This is a genomic window from Streptomyces sp. NPDC051180, from assembly GCF_040689545.1.
Lineage (GTDB): Bacteria > Actinomycetota > Actinomycetes > Streptomycetales > Streptomycetaceae > Streptomyces.
In genome coordinates this window covers 650986-668375 of the sequence record NZ_JBFBBC010000001.1, presented here as the reverse complement: position 1 = coordinate 668375, position 17390 = coordinate 650986, and the positions used below count along the sequence as shown (strand labels likewise).

Annotated in this window: 18 protein-coding genes and 2 pseudogenes; 10 read left to right on the top strand and 10 right to left on the bottom strand. The window is 69.1% G+C overall.

Annotation, left to right across the window (positions count from 1 at the left end; translation table 11 throughout):
* Positions 1–2 precede the first annotated feature (2 nt).
* Together AB0424_RS02960 and AB0424_RS02955 are read left to right on the top strand one after the other, a co-directional pair.
* Positions 3–2267: a serine/threonine-protein kinase gene (locus tag AB0424_RS02960; protein ID WP_366301686.1), complete on the top strand. Its 2265-nt coding sequence runs from the start codon at positions 3–5 to the stop codon at positions 2265–2267.
* 126 nt (positions 2268–2393) lie between these two features.
* Positions 2394–2792: a hypothetical protein gene (locus tag AB0424_RS02955; RefSeq protein ID WP_366301684.1), complete on the top strand. Its 399-nt coding sequence runs from the start codon at positions 2394–2396 to the stop codon at positions 2790–2792.
* Here AB0424_RS02955 and AB0424_RS02950 read toward each other — a convergent pair.
* From AB0424_RS02950 to AB0424_RS02935, 4 genes and pseudogenes are all read right to left on the bottom strand, one after another.
* Positions 2781–3074, bottom strand: a pseudogene (locus AB0424_RS02950) (transposase); the annotation flags it as partial. The gene AB0424_RS02955 and the pseudogene AB0424_RS02950 overlap by 12 nt on opposite strands.
* 153 nt (positions 3075–3227) lie before the next feature.
* The gene (locus AB0424_RS02945; protein ID WP_366301682.1) at positions 3228–3611 is read right to left on the bottom strand and encodes a CPCC family cysteine-rich protein; all 384 of its coding nucleotides are present in this window, start codon (positions 3609–3611) and stop codon (positions 3228–3230) included.
* Positions 3612–3689: 78 nt separating this feature from the next.
* On the bottom strand, positions 3690–4199 hold the full coding sequence (locus tag AB0424_RS02940; protein WP_366301680.1) for a GNAT family N-acetyltransferase: 510 nt from the start codon (positions 4197–4199) through the stop codon (positions 3690–3692).
* A 138-nt stretch (positions 4200–4337) separates the two neighbouring features.
* Positions 4338–5243, bottom strand: a complete 906-nt coding sequence (locus tag AB0424_RS02935) for a LysR family transcriptional regulator (protein WP_366301679.1) — start codon at positions 5241–5243, stop codon at positions 4338–4340.
* 140 nt (positions 5244–5383) lie between these two features.
* Here AB0424_RS02935 and AB0424_RS02930 point away from each other — a divergent pair, with 140 nt between their 5' ends.
* Together AB0424_RS02930 and AB0424_RS02925 are read left to right on the top strand one after the other, a co-directional pair.
* A complete protein-coding gene (locus tag AB0424_RS02930) occupies positions 5384–6217 on the top strand; it encodes a 3'(2'),5'-bisphosphate nucleotidase CysQ (RefSeq protein WP_366301678.1) in 834 nt (277 codons plus the stop codon).
* A 50-nt stretch (positions 6218–6267) separates the two neighbouring features.
* Positions 6268–6864 (top strand): NAD(P)-binding domain-containing protein, encoded by a 597-nt coding sequence (locus tag AB0424_RS02925; protein WP_366301677.1) that lies wholly within the window; start codon positions 6268–6270, stop codon positions 6862–6864.
* Between the two features lie 53 nt (positions 6865–6917).
* Here AB0424_RS02925 and AB0424_RS02920 read toward each other — a convergent pair whose 3' ends face one another.
* A complete protein-coding gene (locus AB0424_RS02920; RefSeq protein ID WP_366301676.1) occupies positions 6918–7508 on the bottom strand; it encodes a TetR/AcrR family transcriptional regulator in 591 nt (196 codons plus the stop codon).
* Between the two features lie 249 nt (positions 7509–7757).
* On the opposite strand from AB0424_RS02920, the pseudogene AB0424_RS02915 reads away from it, so the two are divergent.
* Positions 7758–8702: pseudogene (locus tag AB0424_RS02915) on the top strand (chlorophyllase).
* 49 nt (positions 8703–8751) lie between these two features.
* On the top strand, positions 8752–9696 hold the full coding sequence (locus AB0424_RS02910; protein WP_366301675.1) for an NAD(P)-dependent oxidoreductase: 945 nt from the start codon (positions 8752–8754) through the stop codon (positions 9694–9696).
* A gap of 129 nt (positions 9697–9825) precedes the next feature.
* On the opposite strand, the gene AB0424_RS02905 is transcribed toward AB0424_RS02910, so the two are convergent.
* From AB0424_RS02905 to AB0424_RS02895, 3 genes are all read right to left on the bottom strand, one after another.
* Positions 9826–10557 (bottom strand): ABC transporter permease, encoded by a 732-nt coding sequence (locus AB0424_RS02905; RefSeq protein WP_366301674.1) that lies wholly within the window; start codon positions 10555–10557, stop codon positions 9826–9828.
* Between the two features lie 71 nt (positions 10558–10628).
* The gene (locus AB0424_RS02900) at positions 10629–11633 is read right to left on the bottom strand and encodes an ATP-binding cassette domain-containing protein (RefSeq protein WP_366301672.1); all 1005 of its coding nucleotides are present in this window, start codon (positions 11631–11633) and stop codon (positions 10629–10631) included.
* Positions 11634–11658: 25 nt separating this feature from the next.
* Entirely contained in the window at positions 11659–13140 is a 1482-nt protein-coding gene (locus AB0424_RS02895) for an MFS transporter (protein WP_366301671.1), read from the bottom strand.
* A 324-nt stretch (positions 13141–13464) separates the two neighbouring features.
* Between AB0424_RS02895 and AB0424_RS02890 the strand changes: the two genes are divergently transcribed.
* The gene (locus tag AB0424_RS02890) at positions 13465–13731 is read left to right on the top strand and encodes a hypothetical protein (RefSeq protein WP_366301670.1); all 267 of its coding nucleotides are present in this window, start codon (positions 13465–13467) and stop codon (positions 13729–13731) included.
* A gap of 97 nt (positions 13732–13828) precedes the next feature.
* Here AB0424_RS02890 and AB0424_RS02885 read toward each other — a convergent pair whose 3' ends face one another.
* Entirely contained in the window at positions 13829–14569 is a 741-nt protein-coding gene (locus AB0424_RS02885; protein WP_366301669.1) for a peptidoglycan-binding domain-containing protein, read from the bottom strand.
* A 431-nt stretch (positions 14570–15000) separates the two neighbouring features.
* On the opposite strand from AB0424_RS02885, the gene AB0424_RS02880 reads away from it, so the two are divergent.
* A complete protein-coding gene (locus AB0424_RS02880; RefSeq protein ID WP_366301668.1) occupies positions 15001–15162 on the top strand; it encodes a hypothetical protein in 162 nt (53 codons plus the stop codon).
* 149 nt (positions 15163–15311) lie between these two features.
* Positions 15312–16184, top strand: a complete 873-nt coding sequence (locus tag AB0424_RS02875) for a DUF4394 domain-containing protein (protein WP_366301667.1) — start codon at positions 15312–15314, stop codon at positions 16182–16184.
* Between the two features lie 125 nt (positions 16185–16309).
* On the opposite strand, the gene AB0424_RS02870 is transcribed toward AB0424_RS02875, so the two are convergent.
* Complete coding sequence (locus AB0424_RS02870) at positions 16310–16570, bottom strand: zf-HC2 domain-containing protein (protein ID WP_366301666.1); 261 nt, start codon at positions 16568–16570, stop codon at positions 16310–16312.
* Positions 16571–16838: 268 nt separating this feature from the next.
* Here AB0424_RS02870 and AB0424_RS02865 point away from each other — a divergent pair, with 268 nt between their 5' ends.
* Complete coding sequence (locus tag AB0424_RS02865) at positions 16839–17078, top strand: chaplin (protein ID WP_366301665.1); 240 nt, start codon at positions 16839–16841, stop codon at positions 17076–17078.
* The last annotated feature ends 312 nt before the right edge of the window (positions 17079–17390 follow it).

The following is a 17390-nucleotide window of genomic DNA, read 5'->3' as shown; positions in this document are numbered from 1 at the left end:
TCGTGCTGGAGCCCCTGGACGCGTCCGCCGTCCGCCGTGTCGGCCCGTACGTGCTCATCGGCCGGATCGGCGCGGGCGGCATGGGCACGGTCCACCTCGCCCGGCGGGAGGGCACCGCCGACCTCGCGGCGGTCAAGACCGTCCGTGAGGACGCCTCTCTCGACCCGGAGTTCCGGCTGCGCTTCCGCCGGGAGGCGGACGCGGCCCGAGCCGTACGCAGCCCGTTCACCGCCGCCCTGGTCGACGCGGCACCGGACGCCCGACCTCCGTGGCTGGCCACCGAGTACGTCACCGGCCCTTCGCTCGCGGAGGCGGTCACGCGGCACGGGCCGCTGCCCCTCGACGTCGTCCGCGCCCTCGGCGCCGATCTCGCGCGGGCCCTGCGCGCGATCCACGGGGCGCGGATCGTCCACCGGGACCTCAAGCCCGCCAATGTCATCTGCGCCGCGACCGGTCCCAAGGTCATCGACTTCGGCATCGCCCGGGCCTTCGACGGCACGGCCCTGACGGCCGCCGGCATGGCCGTGGGCACCCTGGGCTTCATGGCTCCGGAGCAACTGGACGGCACGGGGTCCGTGGGCCCCGCCTCCGACGTCTTCAGCCTGGGCGTGCTCCTGTGCTGGGCGGCCACCGGGCGCGGCCCCTTCGACGACGCCGAGCCCGCCGCCGTGATCGCCCGGATCGCCGGGGGACACGCCCACCTCCGGCTCGTACCGGACGGCCTGCGGGAACTCGTAGGTGCCTGCCTCGCCGTCGCCCCGGACGCACGCCCCACGACGGACGCCCTGGTCAGGGCCTTCGACCCGCGGGCCGCCGGGGAGCGGCCCGGGGCGCTCTTCGCCCGTTCCGAGGAACCGTTCCCGTGGCCCGCCGGGGTGCGGGAGCTGGTCGGCGCGTACGAGACGAGAAGGCGTGAGGTCGTGGCAGCGGCGCCGCTGGTCCCACCTGCGCCCTCCGCCGCCCTGCCGGTACCGGCGCCGCCGGAAGGGCCCACGCGGCGGAGCCGTACGCGCGTGAGAGTGGCCGTGGCCGCGGTGGCCGCGGTGCTTGCGGTGACGGCGACTCTCGTAGGGGTGCGGCTGCTCGCCCGGGACGACGGCGGCGGAAAGGGAACGGGGGCGGCACCGAGTCCGTCGACCACGGTACGGCCCACCGCGCCGCCCGATCCCGTCGAACCGATGGCGAACGGGGGCAACCTCGGCGCGATCACCTGGGCCTACCCCGAGCCGGGGACCCGGGGAGCGGAGCGGCCGAAGGGCTGGAAGCCGTGGCACGCCGAGGCCGGTGGCCATGTCGACGGGTGCGTGCTCGGCGCGGACCTGCTCGTGTGCAGCGACAGGCAAGGCGTGGAGGCCCGCCGTCCGGCCGACGGGAAGCTCGTGTGGCGGCACACGGCACCGGTCCGCGCGGGCGGTGCGGTCATGACGGCGGGCCTCTCCGGGGACCGGGTGTATCTCCCGGAGGGCGGGGGCGTCCTCGTCGCGCGGCGCTCCGACGCCCGGCCGCTGGCCCACTGGCCGGGGGCGGCCGGTTTCCTGCCGGAGCTGGCGGTCGCGGCGGGCGGCAGGGTCTACGTCGCCTACGAGGGCGCGGGGGGAGCAGGGCTGCCCGGGGAGATGCTGTTCCGCGCCTATCGGGAGAGCGACGGCCAGAGGATCTGGGAGACCAAGGTCAAGGAGGCGTACCCCAACAGCATGACGCCGGCGGCCGGCCGCCTGTACCTCACCGGCCCCGGCGGCACCTGGCAGCTGGACCAGCGCGACGGCCGGCTGCTCGTCGTCGGGAGGCGAGACGGCACCGAACTCGTCGGGCCGGACGGGACCTTCTACAAGCGGATGAACGACGACACGACAGAGATCCGGGACGGGGGAACCCTCCGCGTACGCGGAGCCTTCCCCGGCCGGCCGCTGACTGCCGACGCGAGCACGGCGGTCAGCCTCTACAAGACGCAGACGCAGACGCAGACCGGAGAGCTCCGGGAGCTGATCGGGAGCCGTTCCCGCGACGGGACGGTGCTGTGGCGCACGCCCTGGGACGAGACCGGCTTCATGGACCGGGGCCAGGCGCTCATCGTTGGGCGCCGACTCGTGCTCATCATCGGATCGGGTGTCGAAACCCGCTCCATGACGGACGGCGCGCCGATCGCGTCCGTACGACCGACTTCCTGGCCCGATCTGTCCGACCCCGAGGTCCCGTTGGCCTTGGTCGCCGGCGACGTCGTCTTCGTCGTCAAGGACACCGGGCTGTGGTCAGTGCGCTTGCCCTGACCCCCGCCGGGCCGGGTCGCGGGCCTCATCCGAGGCGAAGGGCGGTGTGGCGTCGCGCTCGTCCGGCCCGGCCGCTTCTTTCGGTTCACCTTCAGGGCTCTTGCCCGGCCTGGATACGGTGATGGCATGACGATGATCCTTCGGCACCCCCGCCCTGGATTCATGTGGGACTGGTGGGCAGTGGACGCTCAGGGCTTCCTCGTACAGTTCAGCGGCGGGCCTGCTCCTGAGCATCTACTGGCGCATGTGGATCGTGTCGACGCCGCGGCTGCCTGGGTCGAGGAGAACTGCCCCGCATGGTTCGACGATGCTCCCCCATCGCTGCACGCGTTCAGCTGCAACAGCGAGCTGCCGGTCTACACCCGCAACGGCGTCCCGGATTGCCCGTTGCGGCTGTCCGACGCTCCGGCAGCGATCGGGGATGTTGCTGCCCTGGTGGAACTTCACAGCGCAGTGGGGGACGCCTGGACGATCTGCCTCGACGAGGGATGGGTTGAGGTAGCCCCGTTGGAGTCACCTGGTTGACCAGATGAAGAGGGCAACGATGTGGAGTCCGGCGACGTGGACAGTCGCGGTCCTGTCGTATCGGGTGGGCAGGTCGCGCTACTGCTTGAGCCTGATGATGCACCGCTCGACCGTGTTCCGCTGCTTGTACGTCTCGCGGTCGAAGGCCGGTGGTCGGCCGCCGCGGCGGCCGTGCCGCTTGCGGTTCGCGGCCTGGTCGGCGGGCTGCGGGATCACTGCCTGGGTCCCACGCCGCCGCAGACGACTGCGAATCGCCCGGGACGAATACGCCCCGTCGGCCGCCCACTTCCGCAGCCGGTTGCGAACGCACTTCCACGAGACTAAGTGTTCACCCGGGGAGCGTAAGGACTGGGCGCGCACCTCGCTGCGCGATGCTGCCAAGAGGATCTTCGACGGGCTGCGGACCCGGCTCGACGAACAAGCCGGCTGATCAACTCAACTGGGACGACGCCAGAATCCGGTGTCGTTCTGGCGCCACCAGTACAGGACCGTACGGTCCTCGGGCCACGGGGCCAGTTCGACGGCCTGGGGTTCGAAGTGGTCGCGCTCCGGATCGATCGGCCGCCATCCCTGGTCCAGCGGCTCGTCGTCGTCGGCCGGGCGGACCTGCCGTATGGACCGCTCGTCGCATGATCCGAAGGTCTGGTAGTTCTGCTGGGCCTCGATGAGGGAGATCCCGTTGGGCGGCACCGCGCAGTCCGGCCAGCGCAGTTGCACGGCGTCGTCTTCCCAGAAGCAGACGGGGCAGATGCCCCACGAGGTCGGCGGTCCCTTCATGGTCAGATGGCCGCAGCAGACACAGGGATATTTCGAGGTCACGGCCTCATCCTGCCGCGCCGAGGGGCGGATCGGCTGCTTCCGCCGCGACCTCTTCGTTCCGGAGGGGCCGGGGGAGCCTCAGCGCACGTCCTTTCCCGGGTCGATGACCCAGTGGTTGGTCTTGAGGACGCGTCCTGCGAAGGCCGTCTCGCCCTGCGAGAGGAAGCGGAACCCGACGGAACGACAGATGCTGTTCGAAGCTCCGTTGTCTGTTGCCGGAAAGGCGTGCACCAGGCCCCAGCGGTCCTGGTCCCGGGCCTGCTCCAGAAGGGTGCGGACGGCGCGTTTGCCGAGGCCCTGTCCTTGGAATTCAGGCAGAACCATCCAACCGATCTCGGAGGTCGGCCCGTCGCCGGTGTCGTGGGACCAGATGGTCACCGTCCCCGCCACCACGTCCGGGCTGCTCTCATCGGGAACGATCATCTTGAGCCAGGCAAGGCCGTCTGCCGCCTGCCGGGCATCCCTGCGGACCTTGTCCGCCATCCCCTCACGCGGGAGAGGCCCACCCAGGTCGGCCATCATGACGGGATCGCACCGCATCCGGACATAGGCGTCGACATCGTCCGGCGAGACGTTGCGCAGGTGCACGTGCTCCTCCTCGGTTCCCTCGGGATGCTCCCACGGTCCGTGTCGCCACCAGGGGCGACCCCGACCGCTACCTGCCCGGCTGGGACGCACGTACCGAGCAAGCCGGCATGATTTCCAGTGCTCCCCATGCCTCGTCGGTTACGCCGCTCCGCGCGTGGTCAGTGCGGTTCGCGCCAGTTCGCGCAGCCAGGTGTGGGCGTGGTCCGTGTCGTGGCGCTGGTGCCATGACAGGTACACAGGTGCCGAGGGGAGTTCGAGCGGCAGGGGGAGCACGGCCAGGCCGAGGTCGGCGGTCGCGGTGTGTGTGGTGATCTCGGGGACGCTGATCACGAGGTCGGTGCCGCGGGCGAACTCCAGCGCGGCCGCTTCCGTGGGGACGGCCGCCACCACCTGGCGCGTGAGGCCGAGCCGAGTGAGGGCGTCGTCGATGGCATTGCCGAGGCTTCCGCGTCGGGAGACGGTGACGTGTTCGGCGGCGGCGTACCGCTCTGCGGTGACGGTTCGGTGCCGGGTGAGGGGGTGTCCCTGCCGCACGACGGCGACGAGTCGCGTCTCGCCCACCTGCTCGGCGCGGATGTCCGGTGCGCTCGGGCGATTGGCGTTCGCCTCCAGATCGACCTCGCCGCGCCGTAGTTCAGGGGTGTCCGTGCTCGACTCGGCGACGAAGCGCAGCCGGACACCCGGGGCCTGTCCGCGTACGGCCGCGAGCAGCGCGGGGGCGTAGAGGGCGACCAGGGAGTCGTGCCAGCGGAGTGTGAAGGTGCGTTCCAGGGTCGCCGGGTCGAGTTCACGGCTCGGTGCCAGCACGTCCCGGACCTGGTGCAGCAGCTCGTGCACCTGTGCCCGGACGGCGATCGCGTAGGGCGTCGGGGTCATGGTGCGGCCGGTGCGCACCAGGATCTGGTCCCCGGTCGTACGCCGGATCCGGCCCAGGCTCCGGCTCATGGCGGGGGCGGTGACGTGCAGGCGTTCCGCCGCCCCGGCCACGCTGCCCTCCTCCAGCAGTGCGTCGAGCGCGGTGAGCAGGTTCAAGTCCAATTGCATGGGAGTAATCCCAGACGTGTTTGACATGCACTTGATGCTAATGCAGGGGGTGCGTAGCGTCGTCACCACGGCGCAGGACGGAACGCACGGACTGGCCCGAGGTCTTCTTCGACAACCCTTGCTCAGACGGGAGTACCACCATGTCCGAACTCCTTCAGGCCCCCGACGCCACCGTCTCTGACGCCACCGTCTCCGACGCCGACCTGCTCGCCCGGACCGCGGCCGCCGTGCGGGAGGCCGGTGCGGCGCTGCGCGAGCGGTTCGGCGAGGTGGTTCCGTACCGGACCCGCGAGGAGCTGATGAGCGCGCTCGCCGCCAACGACGACACGGCCCTCAGCATCCTGCGCCCCCGCCTCACGCGCCTGCGCCCGGAGGCCGGCTGGGTGGAGGACGAGCTGGACGGCGGCGCGCTGCCGTCCGGCGAGTGGTGGGTCGTGGATCCGGCCGAAGGCAACGTCAACCACCTGCACGCCCTTCCCGAATGGGCGGTGACCGCCACCCTCGTGCGCGACAACCAGCCGGTGCTCACCGTGGTCCACCTCCCGTTGACCGACCAGACCTACACCGCGCTCACGGGTGCGGGCGCCCACCTCGACGGCCGCCCCTTGCACGTCTCGCAGACCGCGGACCTCGGTCTGGGCGTCGTGGCCACCAGCCAGGCCCGGCCCGACGAGGACGAGGGCGTCGTCCGACGCGTCGGCGCCTCGATCACCGCGATGCTCTTCGACGCACTCGTCGTCCGCGTCTCCGTGCCCGCGACCCTGCACCTGCTGAACGTGGCCGCCGGCCGGCTCGACGCGTTCTGGCAGTTCGCCGGCGCCCGTGCGGACCTGCTGCCCGGCGCGCTCCTCGTCACCGAGGCCGGCGGACGGATCTCCGACGCCGAGGGCCGCCCCTGGACCCCGCAGAGCGCCGGCTTCCTGGCCGCCGCGCCCGGTGTCCACGCCCAGGCGGTCAGCACCCTTTCACGCTGACCGAACCCCACCCCACCCCACCCGACCAACGACCAAGGGACCACACCCTCATGACCACGATCGCAGTCCTCGGAAAGGGCCACGTCGGCGGCAACCTGGCCGCCGCCCTCACCCGCGCAGGCCACGAGGTGACCGTCGCGGACAGCACGCCCGGCGCCGCCGCCGACGCCGCCCGCCGCGCCCGGATCGTCATCAACGCCACCCCGGGTGCCGGCTCCCTGGAACGGCTCGCCGCCCTGCGCGACGAACTGCGCGGCACCCTCCTCGTCGACGTCTCCAACGCCACCACCGACGGACCGGACGGCCTGCCCGCCGATCTGCTCTACCCCGGCGCGAGCCTCGCGGAGCGACTCCAGGAAGCACTCCCCGAGACACATGTCGTGAAGACCCTCAACACCATGCTCTTCCCGGTGATGACCGCCCCGGCCACGCTCACCCAGACGCCCACGGTGTTCCTCTCGGGCGAGGACCCCCGGGCCAAGCAGACCGTTCGCGAACTCCTCACCGACCTCGGCTGGCACGACGAGTGGATCACCGACCTCGGCGGGATCAGGACGGCCCGCGCGACGGAGGCCGCCATCCTGTTCGTCCCCCACGTGATCCGCTCCCGAGGATTCGCCCCCTTCGCGGTCTCGATCACCTGCTGACCGCGGGACGCGGCACCCGGTGGCGAGACGCACGACGCTCGGGCACCCTGCCGTCAGCGGGACTGTCGCAGTCCTACGAGCAGAAGCCCGACCAGGCGGCGTGGGTCGTAGCGCGGGTCGGTGTCGGTGCCGATGCAGAGATTTCCGATACCGCGCATGAGGCCGTAGGCGTCGACGTCGGGACGGGTTTCGCCGGCGTCGACCGTGGCTGCCAGGAGCTCGCTGCACACGGGGAGCAGGCGGTCGAGGAAGTAGGCGTGCAGCGCCTCGAAGCCGGTGCTGTCGGCCTGCATCGCCGCGGCCAGACCGTGCTTCGTGACCAGGAAGTCGACGAAGAGATCGACCCAGCCTTCGAGAGCGGCGAAGGGGGTCGGGGCGGCGGAAAGCAGGGCCGGTCCGGCTTCGGCGCAGGTGTCGACCTGATGGCGGTAGACGGCGATGACGAGGTCGGCCCGGCTGGGGAAGTGACGGTAGAACGTGCCGAGTCCGACGCCTGCCTTGGCGGCGATCTCGCGTACCGGCGCGTCCACGCCCGAAGTGACGAAGACCGCGGCGGCGGCGTCCAACAGTGTCTGCTGATTGCGCTGGGCGTCCTTGCGCTTGGAGGCGGCCGAACTTCCCTGGCGCGGGCTGCTCTCGTTCACCGCGGCACTCCTTCACGTGAGGGTCTTGCGAAGCGGAACGGTGTTCCGTATTGTAAGTGGAACAAGGTTCCGTTTCTCTGGATGATGTCAGACCAAGAGGCCGGTGGCCAGCTCGTGGTGTCCGCGCCCCCTCGGGGAGGCGGAGGAACCCGTGAGCGCCGCCCGCTCCCGCCACGGCAGGTCCCGCGGCGCAGCCCTGTCTGCCGCTGGGGCGCCGACAGGCGAAGACTCTGATCGGAAGGCACTCTCATGTCCCACTCGCACGCCCTGATCGCCCGGAATCCCGCGGATGCGACCGCCGCGGTGGTGTCCGTGAAGCCGGTCGTCCTGACCGCCCCCGGTGGTCGGGGCACGGACCTCCAGGTGCGCGTGTCCGCGCCTGCGGCCGGCGAAGACCTGCCCGTCGTGGTCTTCTCGCACGGCTTCGGCTGGTCGATGGACGGTTACGCCCCGCTGGCCGACCACTGGGCCGCGCACGGCTTCGTGGTCGTCCAGCCGACGCACCTGGACTCCCGGACGCTCGGCATCCCGGCCGAGGACCCTCGAACCCCGCGGATCTGACGCCATCGCATCGAGGACATCACGTCCGTACTGAACGATCTCGACACCCTGGAGGCGTCCGTCCCCGGCCTCGACGGGCGAGTCGACCCGAGCCGCATCGCCGTCGCAGGGCATTCCTGGGGAGCACAGACGGTCAGCACGTTGCTGGGTGCCCGCGTCCTCGACGCCGACGGTGCGCCCGGCGAGGACATGTCCGACTCCCGGGTCAAGGCAGGAGTGCTCCTGGCGCTGACCGGCCTCGGTGACGATCTGACGCCGTTCGCCGCCGAGCACTTCCCTTTCATGAGGCCGTCGTTCGAGACGATGACCACCCCGGCCCTCATCGTCGCCGGCGACCAGGACCAGTCCCGTCTGTCGACCCGCGGACCGGACTGGTTCACCGACCCGTATACCCACAGCCCCGCCGACAAGAGCCTGCTCACCCTGTTCGGCGCGGAGCATTCGCTCGGCGGCATCGTCGGGCACCAGGTCGCTGAGACCACCGACGAGAACCCGGCGCGCGTCGCCCTGATCCAGCACCTCACCACGGCATTCCTGGGCAACACCCTGCTGGGCGACGACGTCGGCTGGAAGGCCGCGGGCGCCGCACTGACGGAAGAGCCCGCCCCGCTCGGGGAGTTGAGGAGCAAGTGAGCAACCACTCCGACGCCGGCCACGACACCTCTACGCATAAGGACACCTGATGATCCTCGTCACCGGAGGTCTCGGCTTCATCGGATCCCATACCGTGCGCGCCCTGCTCGACTTGGGAGAGGAGTGCGTCGTCGTCCAGCGCCACGCCCGCGCGCTCCCGCCCGTACTCGCCGGAGAACCGGTGCACGTCGAGCACGCGGACATCACCGACCGCGAGGCCCTCCTGGCCGTCGGCCGACGCCACGACATCACCGGCATCGTCCATCTGGCCGGCTCCTACCCCTGGCCGGCCGTCCCCGACGCGCCCGTCGAGGCGACCCGAAAGGCCCTCGGCGGCTTTCTGAACATCGCCGAGGCCGCTCAGGAGTGGGGCGTGAGGCGCCTTGGCATCGCGAGCACGATCGGCGTCTACTTCGGCGCCGCGAACGACGGACCGCTGCGCGAGGACGCTCCGCTGTCGATGACCGCGGCCGTCTCCATCCCCACCTTCAAGAAGGTCGGGGAAATGCTCGGCGGCTTCCTCGCCGACACCACCGGCCTCGACATCGTCCACTACCGCATCTCCGGTACGTGGGGCCCGCTCGGGCACCTGGACCCCTTCTTCGCCGCCCCCGCCCTGGTCCACGCCGCCGCCCGCGGCACCGCGGCCGATCTCGGCCACCTCCTCCACCCTGCCCACGCCGACGACGGGCTCGACCTCACCTACGTCAAGGACACCGGACGGGCGATCGCCCTCCTCCAACTCGCCCGCATCCTGAACCACCGCACCTACAACGTCGGATCCGGCCGCGCCACCACCAACGCCCGGATCAGCCGCGCCATCAAGAAGGCGGTCCCCGACGCCCAGGTCGACCTCGACACGGGAGGCGGCCCGCCGCACCTGGTTCTCGACATCAGCCGCCTCACGGCGGACACCGGCTACCGACCCGAGTACGACACCGATCGAGCGGCCGCCGACTACATCGCCTGGCTGCGCGCAGGCCACGACTACTGAACCCGACCCGACCCGACCCGACCCGACCCGGCTCGACTCGACTCGACACGGCGAGTTCGGCGGCTCCGGAGTGGTGGGAGTGCCGTCGGCGATCGGCGGGGTGACTTGTCGTTCCGCCGACAGTCCGTTTCAGTCGCGGGAGACCCGGCCGCGCAGGGCCAGGAAAGCGATCGTGAAGCTGAGAGCCCCTACGCCGGCGATGGACAGCAGACCGGGCCATATCTCCGACCACACCCAACCCGTGCTGATCAGCGCTCTCAGCGTCGCCAAGAGGTAGGTGACCGGGTTGAAGTCGGCGATCTTTGCAAGCCAGCCGCTGAGCGCTTCCTGCGGAAGGAACGATGTCGTCAGAAAGGCGAACGGGAAGAAGAGCAGGAACGAAGAGTTCACTGCCCCGGGGTTTCCGGTCCGAAGGGCGATCGCATAGGGGAATCCCGTGAAGGCGAGTCCCCACAGCCCCGCTATGACCACGAAGGTGACTGCTCCGAGCACTCCCGTCGTGAACCCGACTCCGACGGCCAGTCCCAGGAGGATGACGGGGATGCACAGCGCCATGACCAGGGCCAGGTCGGCAACCATGAGGCCGAGCAGAAGGGCAGGGCGGCGGATCGGCGTGAGGAGCAGTCTGTCGAAGTATCCGCTACTGATGTCGGTGACGAGACCACTTGCTCGGGAAATCCCGGTGACAGCGAAGATGATGGCGACCGGAAGCTGGAAAGCTCGAAAGTCGACTACCCCGCTTTTCTCGGCCAGCGGCTCCAGCGCTCCGATGTTGACGGCGAAGAAGAACACCGGGACAATCAGGGCCGGTATGACGGTTTCGAGGTCTCGCGGTATGGAACGAAGTGCGCGGATCGCCACAGAGGTGCAGTCATAGGCAAATCCCGCCCTGCGTGTCTGTGTGGCGTCATGCCGGGGCCGGGTCGTCGCATTCACTGAGTGGCCGCCGTGTCTTGAGGTGCGGTTCCCAGCGATGAAACGCTCGGTTGTGAATTGATTCTTTCGCCTGTCACGGATGCGAAGACATCGTCCAGAGAGGGGCGGCGCAGCGTAATATTCTTCACCCGGATCTCCGGTGTCGCCGACAGTGCAACGGCCACGGGACTGATGGCGGATGGCCCGTCGGTCACGCTCACCACAAGAGTCTGGCCGTCTCCGCCGGCTTCCTTGACCTCTTTCAGCCCATCAATACTCTGTCGGGCGCTGCGCGCAGAGCCCTCGAAGGTTACGACGACGAGATCCGTACCAATGGACCTCTTCAGTTCATCAGGCGTTCCTTCCGCCACCAATTTTCCGTGGTGAATGATTCCGACCCTGTCTGCCAGTTGGTCCGCCTCTTCGAGGTATTGCGTAGTCAGAAAGACGGTCATTGACGTTTCGGTATTGAGACGCTGGACCTCGCTCCACACGCGAGACCTGCTCGCCGGGTCCAAGCCGGTTGTGGGCTCGTCGAGAAAGAGCACAGAGGGATCATGGATCAATGCCAACGCGAGGTCGAGGCGCCGCTTCATTCCTCCCGAGTAGGTTCCTACCCGCCTCTGCAGGGCGTCTCCGAGGTCGACCAACTCCGCGAGTTCGCCGATTCGCGCCCTTGTGGCAGCACGCGACATTCCGTAAAAGCGACCTTGGAGGGCCAGCATTTCCGCACCCGACTGCTTGTCGTCGAGGGCGGCCTCCTGAAGTGCCACACCAGCGTTCAGGCGAACCATCTCGGGCCTGTCCGAAACATCGTGTCCAGCGACTTCAGCCCGGCCGCCCGTCGGCTTCAGGAGGGTGCACAGGACCCTCGTCAAGGTGGACTTCCCGGCGCCATTCGGTCCCAGGAAACCGTAGATCTCACCCGTGCGGACGGCTACATCCACATGATCGACAGCCACGACATCGCCGAAGTTCCTCGAGACGCCTTCGGCCAGGATGGCGACGTTGTTGCCGATCATGAGAAGTCCTTCCGACGTCGACCACTCAGTCTTCCGGCAGGCGAGCCCCCTGGGATGCGCTCGGCGACGCCGAATGCCGTCGGCCCGGCTGCTTCCCGCTCCCTTCCGCCGTCGCTCCCCACCGGACGGCTCCGAGAAGCGCCACTCCGCCGAGCAGGGTGAGTACCGCAGCCGCTCGCAGTACGGCATTGATGGCCGCCTCGTCCGCGGCAGCGGCGGCGGCCGATCCGCTGATGACCTCCAGCACGGTCGAAGCGACGGCGACCGCCAACGCGCCCAGGAGAACGAGAGCCGTGAGAACGAATCCCGATGCCGCAGCAAGGCGTGAGGCCGGTACATAGGACTGGGTGGCGACATTTGTCAGGGCCCATCCAAGTCCTACTCCGACCCCGACAACGCCGAAGACCACTACGTACAGACCGATCGGATGAGACCACGTCAGGACCAGCAACGACATTCCACTGAGCAGCATCGAAAGCCCCATGAGCAATTCAGGACGCCAATGTTGGGCCAGGCGCCCCGACCAGTAGCTCGCAGTGCCGGCGCCGACGGACAGCGCCAGAAAAATGATGCCGGCTTCGAACGGACTGAAGCCGCGAGCCTGCTGCAAGTAGAGCGCGGAGAACACCGCCACGAGGCAATAGACTACGTTCGACACCGAGCCCGCCAGCGTGATGATGACGAACATCCCGTTCTTCAGCAATCCCAGATCCAAAAGGGGCTCGCGGCTGCGGCGTTCCAGCATCACGAATCCAGTGAGCAACGCGATTCCGGCGATCAGGCACATCAGGGTGGCGAAGGAAGTCCAGCCCCATTGATCGCCCTGGTCGACGGCCAGCATCAGCAGGGTCAGACCGCCGACGATGGTTGCCACGCCCGGCAGGTCGAGTCGCCCTGATGCCTCAGCATCGCGCGTTTCGGGGACGAATTTCATCATCAGTAGTGCTGCGACCAAGCAGATCGGAACGTTGACAAAGAATACGGCGCGCCAGCTGACATGCTCGGCAAGGGTGCCGCCTATGAAGGGGCCAAGCGCGGTTCCGATCGCGCTGAAGGCCAGGACGGTGCCCACGGCGCGTCCCTGTCGTGCGTCTCTGAAATGCGAGGTCACGACAGCGACGGCGACAGGAAAGATGAAGGCAGCTGTCACGCCTTGCACGATCCGGCCGGTGACCAGCCAGCCTGCTGATGGGGCGAGTCCGCACAACACGGAAATGCCGCAGAAGCCGGCGAGCCCGGAAACCAGCGTCTTCTTCCGCCCTTGCACGTCCGCCACACGCCCACCGGTGATCATGAACGCACCCAGCGTGAGCATGTAGCCACTGACCAGCCACTGCAAGTCGGTGGTCGGTTCCTGAAAGTCCTTGGCAATCACGGGAAGCGTCAGGTTGAGCGCGAACCAATCCATCTGTACCAGCAGCATGGACAGAGCTGCTGCCGCGATGACCGCACTCTCGCGCCGATCGAAGACCTTGCCGCCGCTGTGAAGGGGAGAAGAGGCGTCCATTGAGCACCTCGAGAGTGTGAGCCGAACCTCTCCAGACCATCGTGGCATTGACACATCTGAACGTCACCTCGTGATTGCCCCGCACGTATGGAGCAGATCGAGCGGGGGAGGGACGGCAGCCATCGTCCGCGACGGGCACCCTGATGGCGCGAGCGGCGCTCCGCTTCGTCCCACACGGTGCATCACGCGTCCACGTCCATCGCGCATCCAGACGCGCCTCGACAGGCGAAGAGGTGGATGTCCAACGGTGTTCATGACGATGTTTCGGTGCCTGAGGCGCATCGGTCGCTCCGCGCCTTGAGCCGCTCTTGGAAGGACGTCAACATGATCGTCAAGAAGCTTCACGAAGCCGGTCTGCGCAGCGAGCACGCTTACCTCGCCGCTGTGGGCTCCATCGGTCTGTCGCTGTCGTCGTGGCTGGCATCGAGCCAGCGGGAAAACCTGGAACGCGCTGACCGATGGGGCATCTTCGTCGGAGAATGGGCGCCTACCTTCTTCGCGCTCGGCTTGGCTCTGGCGAATTACGAGCGCGAGATTCCCGACCCTTCCGGCGCCGACAGCGGACGCGACTTCGTCAGCCCGCGCGAATGAACTCCTCGCACACTCGTGGCGACCTGGGATGCCGATGACCGTGATGGTCGCACGCTGTTCCCGCAATGCCGTGTGACCATCACAATCCATCCGTGCCTCAGGCGAACGTGGTGGCCCAGGTCGCCGGTCCCACCACGCCGTCGACGCTCAGGCCCTTGCCGGACTGGAAGCTGCGGCAGGCCGCGTCGGACCCCGCGCCGTACTGGCCGTCCACGGTCAGGGAGTATCCGTGCGCGCTGTTCATCCGGTACTGCCAGGTCGCCACGCTCGCGTGCACGGTGGGCGGGCTCTGCCTGAAGTTGACTCCGGGGTAGGGCAGAGGGCCGCCGCCGGGATTGACCTCGCCTTTGAGGACCCGACTGTAGAGATTGCCCGGGCATTCCGTTGCGTGATGGTCCCGGTGGCCGGTGATGGCCGGGCCGGCGCCGCCCGACACCCGCAGGCGGTTGACTCCGTAGCGGATGGCGTCGATCAGCTGGGCCGAGATGACGTCATAGGCGCTCGCGGTGCCGCCGGTCAGAGCGCAGATCGCGTACCAGTCGTCATTGCCTTGAGTGGTGCCCTGGGCCGCGGTTCGAACGTACTCGCCGCGTCCTTGAAAAAGATATCCATGGACGCATGCGAGGTGGCTGTAGGCGACGTCCGCCCAGCCATTGGAGTCCATGTGGTAGCTCTGGATGCCTCTCACCTGCGCCGCGCAGTCGGCGTGGTTGGCCCGAGCCACCTTCACGGCGTCGATGTGGTGGATCACCACACCCCCTTGCTCAGGGGTGATGTTGCTGTTGGTCCCCTCGGGTGCACGTGCACCCCACTGGGCCCGGGTGACGAACGTCGCCATCAGTTCCGTCCCCCGAGTTCGGCGGCGCAGCCGACCGCAGCGTTCAGTGGTTCGGCGTGCCGGCGACGCGCCGCCTCGGAGTCGTAGATCGCACCGGGCTGGCGAGGGTTGGTCACGGGGGTGCCCTCGGGCGGCTTCGGTGAGGCAGGGGCAGGGGCAGGGGCAGGGGCAGGGGCAGGGGCAGGGGCGGCGGCGTGTGCGGTGCCGCACTGGATCACAGGTGTGAGGGCGGTGCCGACTGCCGCCATCAGGGCGACGCGGCGTGACGTTCCGTGGCTCAAGGATTCTCCCGTTGCTGCGATATGGGTGGGCGGGGGATTCGAGGTGCGAAAGGGCAGGGTGCCCTGGTCGGTGCCTCATGCGCGGAACCGTTCCGTGCGGGCACCGCAAGGACGCGCGCCGCCAGTCGGCGCCTCCAGGTGTGAAAACGCGTGGCCAGTGACTGGGTAACGCATGACCTCGCCGCCGGACGGACCTCGGAGACCTACCTCGGCGCCAGCCGCATCCGCGGCTACACGGGCATCCCCGAACTCGTGAGGGAAAGGGCGACCGTCTACGCCTGTCCGCCCGCCGGCGTCCGCCTGCGCCGGTGACGATCCCACCCGAACGGTCCGCCCCGGACCCTGCTGCTTGCGCCATGCGGGTGGCATCCACCCGAGAAGGCCATCCGGGACGGCATCGATCACGAAGCCCCGAGGAGCCGTCGGCCACCTTGGCCGGGCCGAACGATCTGGGAGAGAACATGCGAAGCCGCACCATCACCACCGCGACCGCCCTCGTGCTCGCCGCGCTGTGCGCGGCGCCCGCGCTCGCGGCGGCCGACGAAAGCACGAAGGCGCAGCCTGCGATGGACCACAAGGGCGGCCTGAGCGCGATCGGGCTGACGGGTGACCAGCGACTGGTCGAGTTCGACGTGAAGAAGCCGTCCAAGACCTGGTCGCTGGGCAAGGTGTGGGGTCTCTCCGGTGACACCAAGCTCGTCGGCATCGACTTCCGCGTCCAGAACGAGAAGCTGTACGGCGTCGGCGACAGGGGTGGCGTCTACACCCTGAACACCACGAACGCCCGAGCCATGAAGGTGTCGCAGCTGACCGTCGCACTCGCCGGAACCACGTTCGGCGTGGACTTCAACCCGGCCGCGAACCGGCTGCGTGTCATCTCCAACACCGGACAGAACCTGCGCCACAACATCGACGACGCTGCGGCCCCTCTGACCACCACCGTCGACGGCATGCTCACCAACCCCACCACGCCCCCGTCGACCGCCATGGGCGTGACCGGCGCCGCCTACACCAACAACGACCTGAACGCGTCGACCGCGACGACCCTGTTCGACCTCGACACCATGGCAGACCGCATCTCCCTGCAGTCACCCGCCAACGCCGGCTCCCTCGCCCCCACCGGCAACCTCGGCGCCAACGCCGACCTGGACGCCGGATTCGACATCTACTTCGACGCGGCCGCCGGTATGAACCACGGCTTCGCGACCATCGGCACGGGCGGTTCCTACCGCCTCTACTCCGTCAACCTGCTGGTCGGCAAGGCCACCGACAAGGGCGCCTTCCCGAAGAAGTACCAGGTCACCGACATCGCCCTGCCGATCGATCAGAAGTAGTCCTCCGCCTCTCTGCCACCTTCCGTGGGCGGCCGCGTTCCTTGCGACCGCCCACGGGGGGTGAGAGGGATCCGCCGGCCCCGTGCGCGACGGTCCGCAGGCGAAGAGTCGGACGGGGAGGGCCATCAGGACCAGGGGAGTGGGGGAGGCAGCGGTGGAAGCTGCCGGACGGCCTTGACGGCGGCCATGACCCGGGCCTTCGACCACATCGGCGCAGCCTCGGAGACAGTCGCGCCCAGGAGGGCTGCGGTAGTGCCGAACTCCGCGGCTTCCTGCCGACAGGTCTCGCACGCCCGCAGGTGGTGCTCGAAGCCCGCGCGTTCCCCGGGGTCGAGCGCCCCCAGCGCGTAGGCGGCGGAGAGCGCATCGGTCGCGTGCTGTTTCACGTGGTGTCCCTCATGCGGTCGCGAAGCCGGATCTCGACCGGAAGGTCGGGTGTCGGCAGTGGTTCGTAGCGGACGGGTGCGGGGATGGCACGGTTCGTCACCTTGACTCCGGCGACTGACCCGTTCGAGGGAAGGGCGCGCCGTCCGCCCAGCCGGCGAGTGACCCGCGGCGAAGGCAGGCGTGAGGGAACCGCCTGAGGATCTGGGGTTCCCCGCGGGCCGAGCGGATTCCCCGCCCGGTCTCGGATCTCCAGAGGAGGTAGTCGAGATGGTTCGTGTACGACGTGGTCTCGCGGTGGCGGTCGTGGCCGGTGCCGTCGTGATGGGCGGCGGGGCGATGGCTTCGGCTGATGCCGGGGCGCAGGGTGTGGCCGCGTACTCGCCGGGAGTGGGATCGGGCAACCTCGTCCAGGTTCCCCTCCACATCCCGGTGAACGCCTGTGGCAACACCGTCAGTGTCATCGGGCTGCTGAACCCGGCGTTCGGCAACACCTGCGTCAACGCCTGACGCACCGCCAGAGCCACCGGTCCGCCGCGCGACGAGGCGGCGCGGACCGGTGACCTGACCCGGCGCGGGCGCGCGGATGCTCCGGGAAGGCCCGGGTGCCCGCCGGTGAGGCAGGCCGGGCGGGTCGGGCCGCGGGTGGCTGTCGGTCCAGCCACCCGCGGCAACCGCCCACCAGTTGAGAGGGCCGCTGCCCCTCCGCGACCACAGGCCCGACGGTGGCGCGCGCGACCGGTTGACGGGCGAGCCCGCCCCCTGGTCACACCTCTGTCCATCCGGCGTGAGCGGTCAGGACACATGAGGCAACATCAGCCG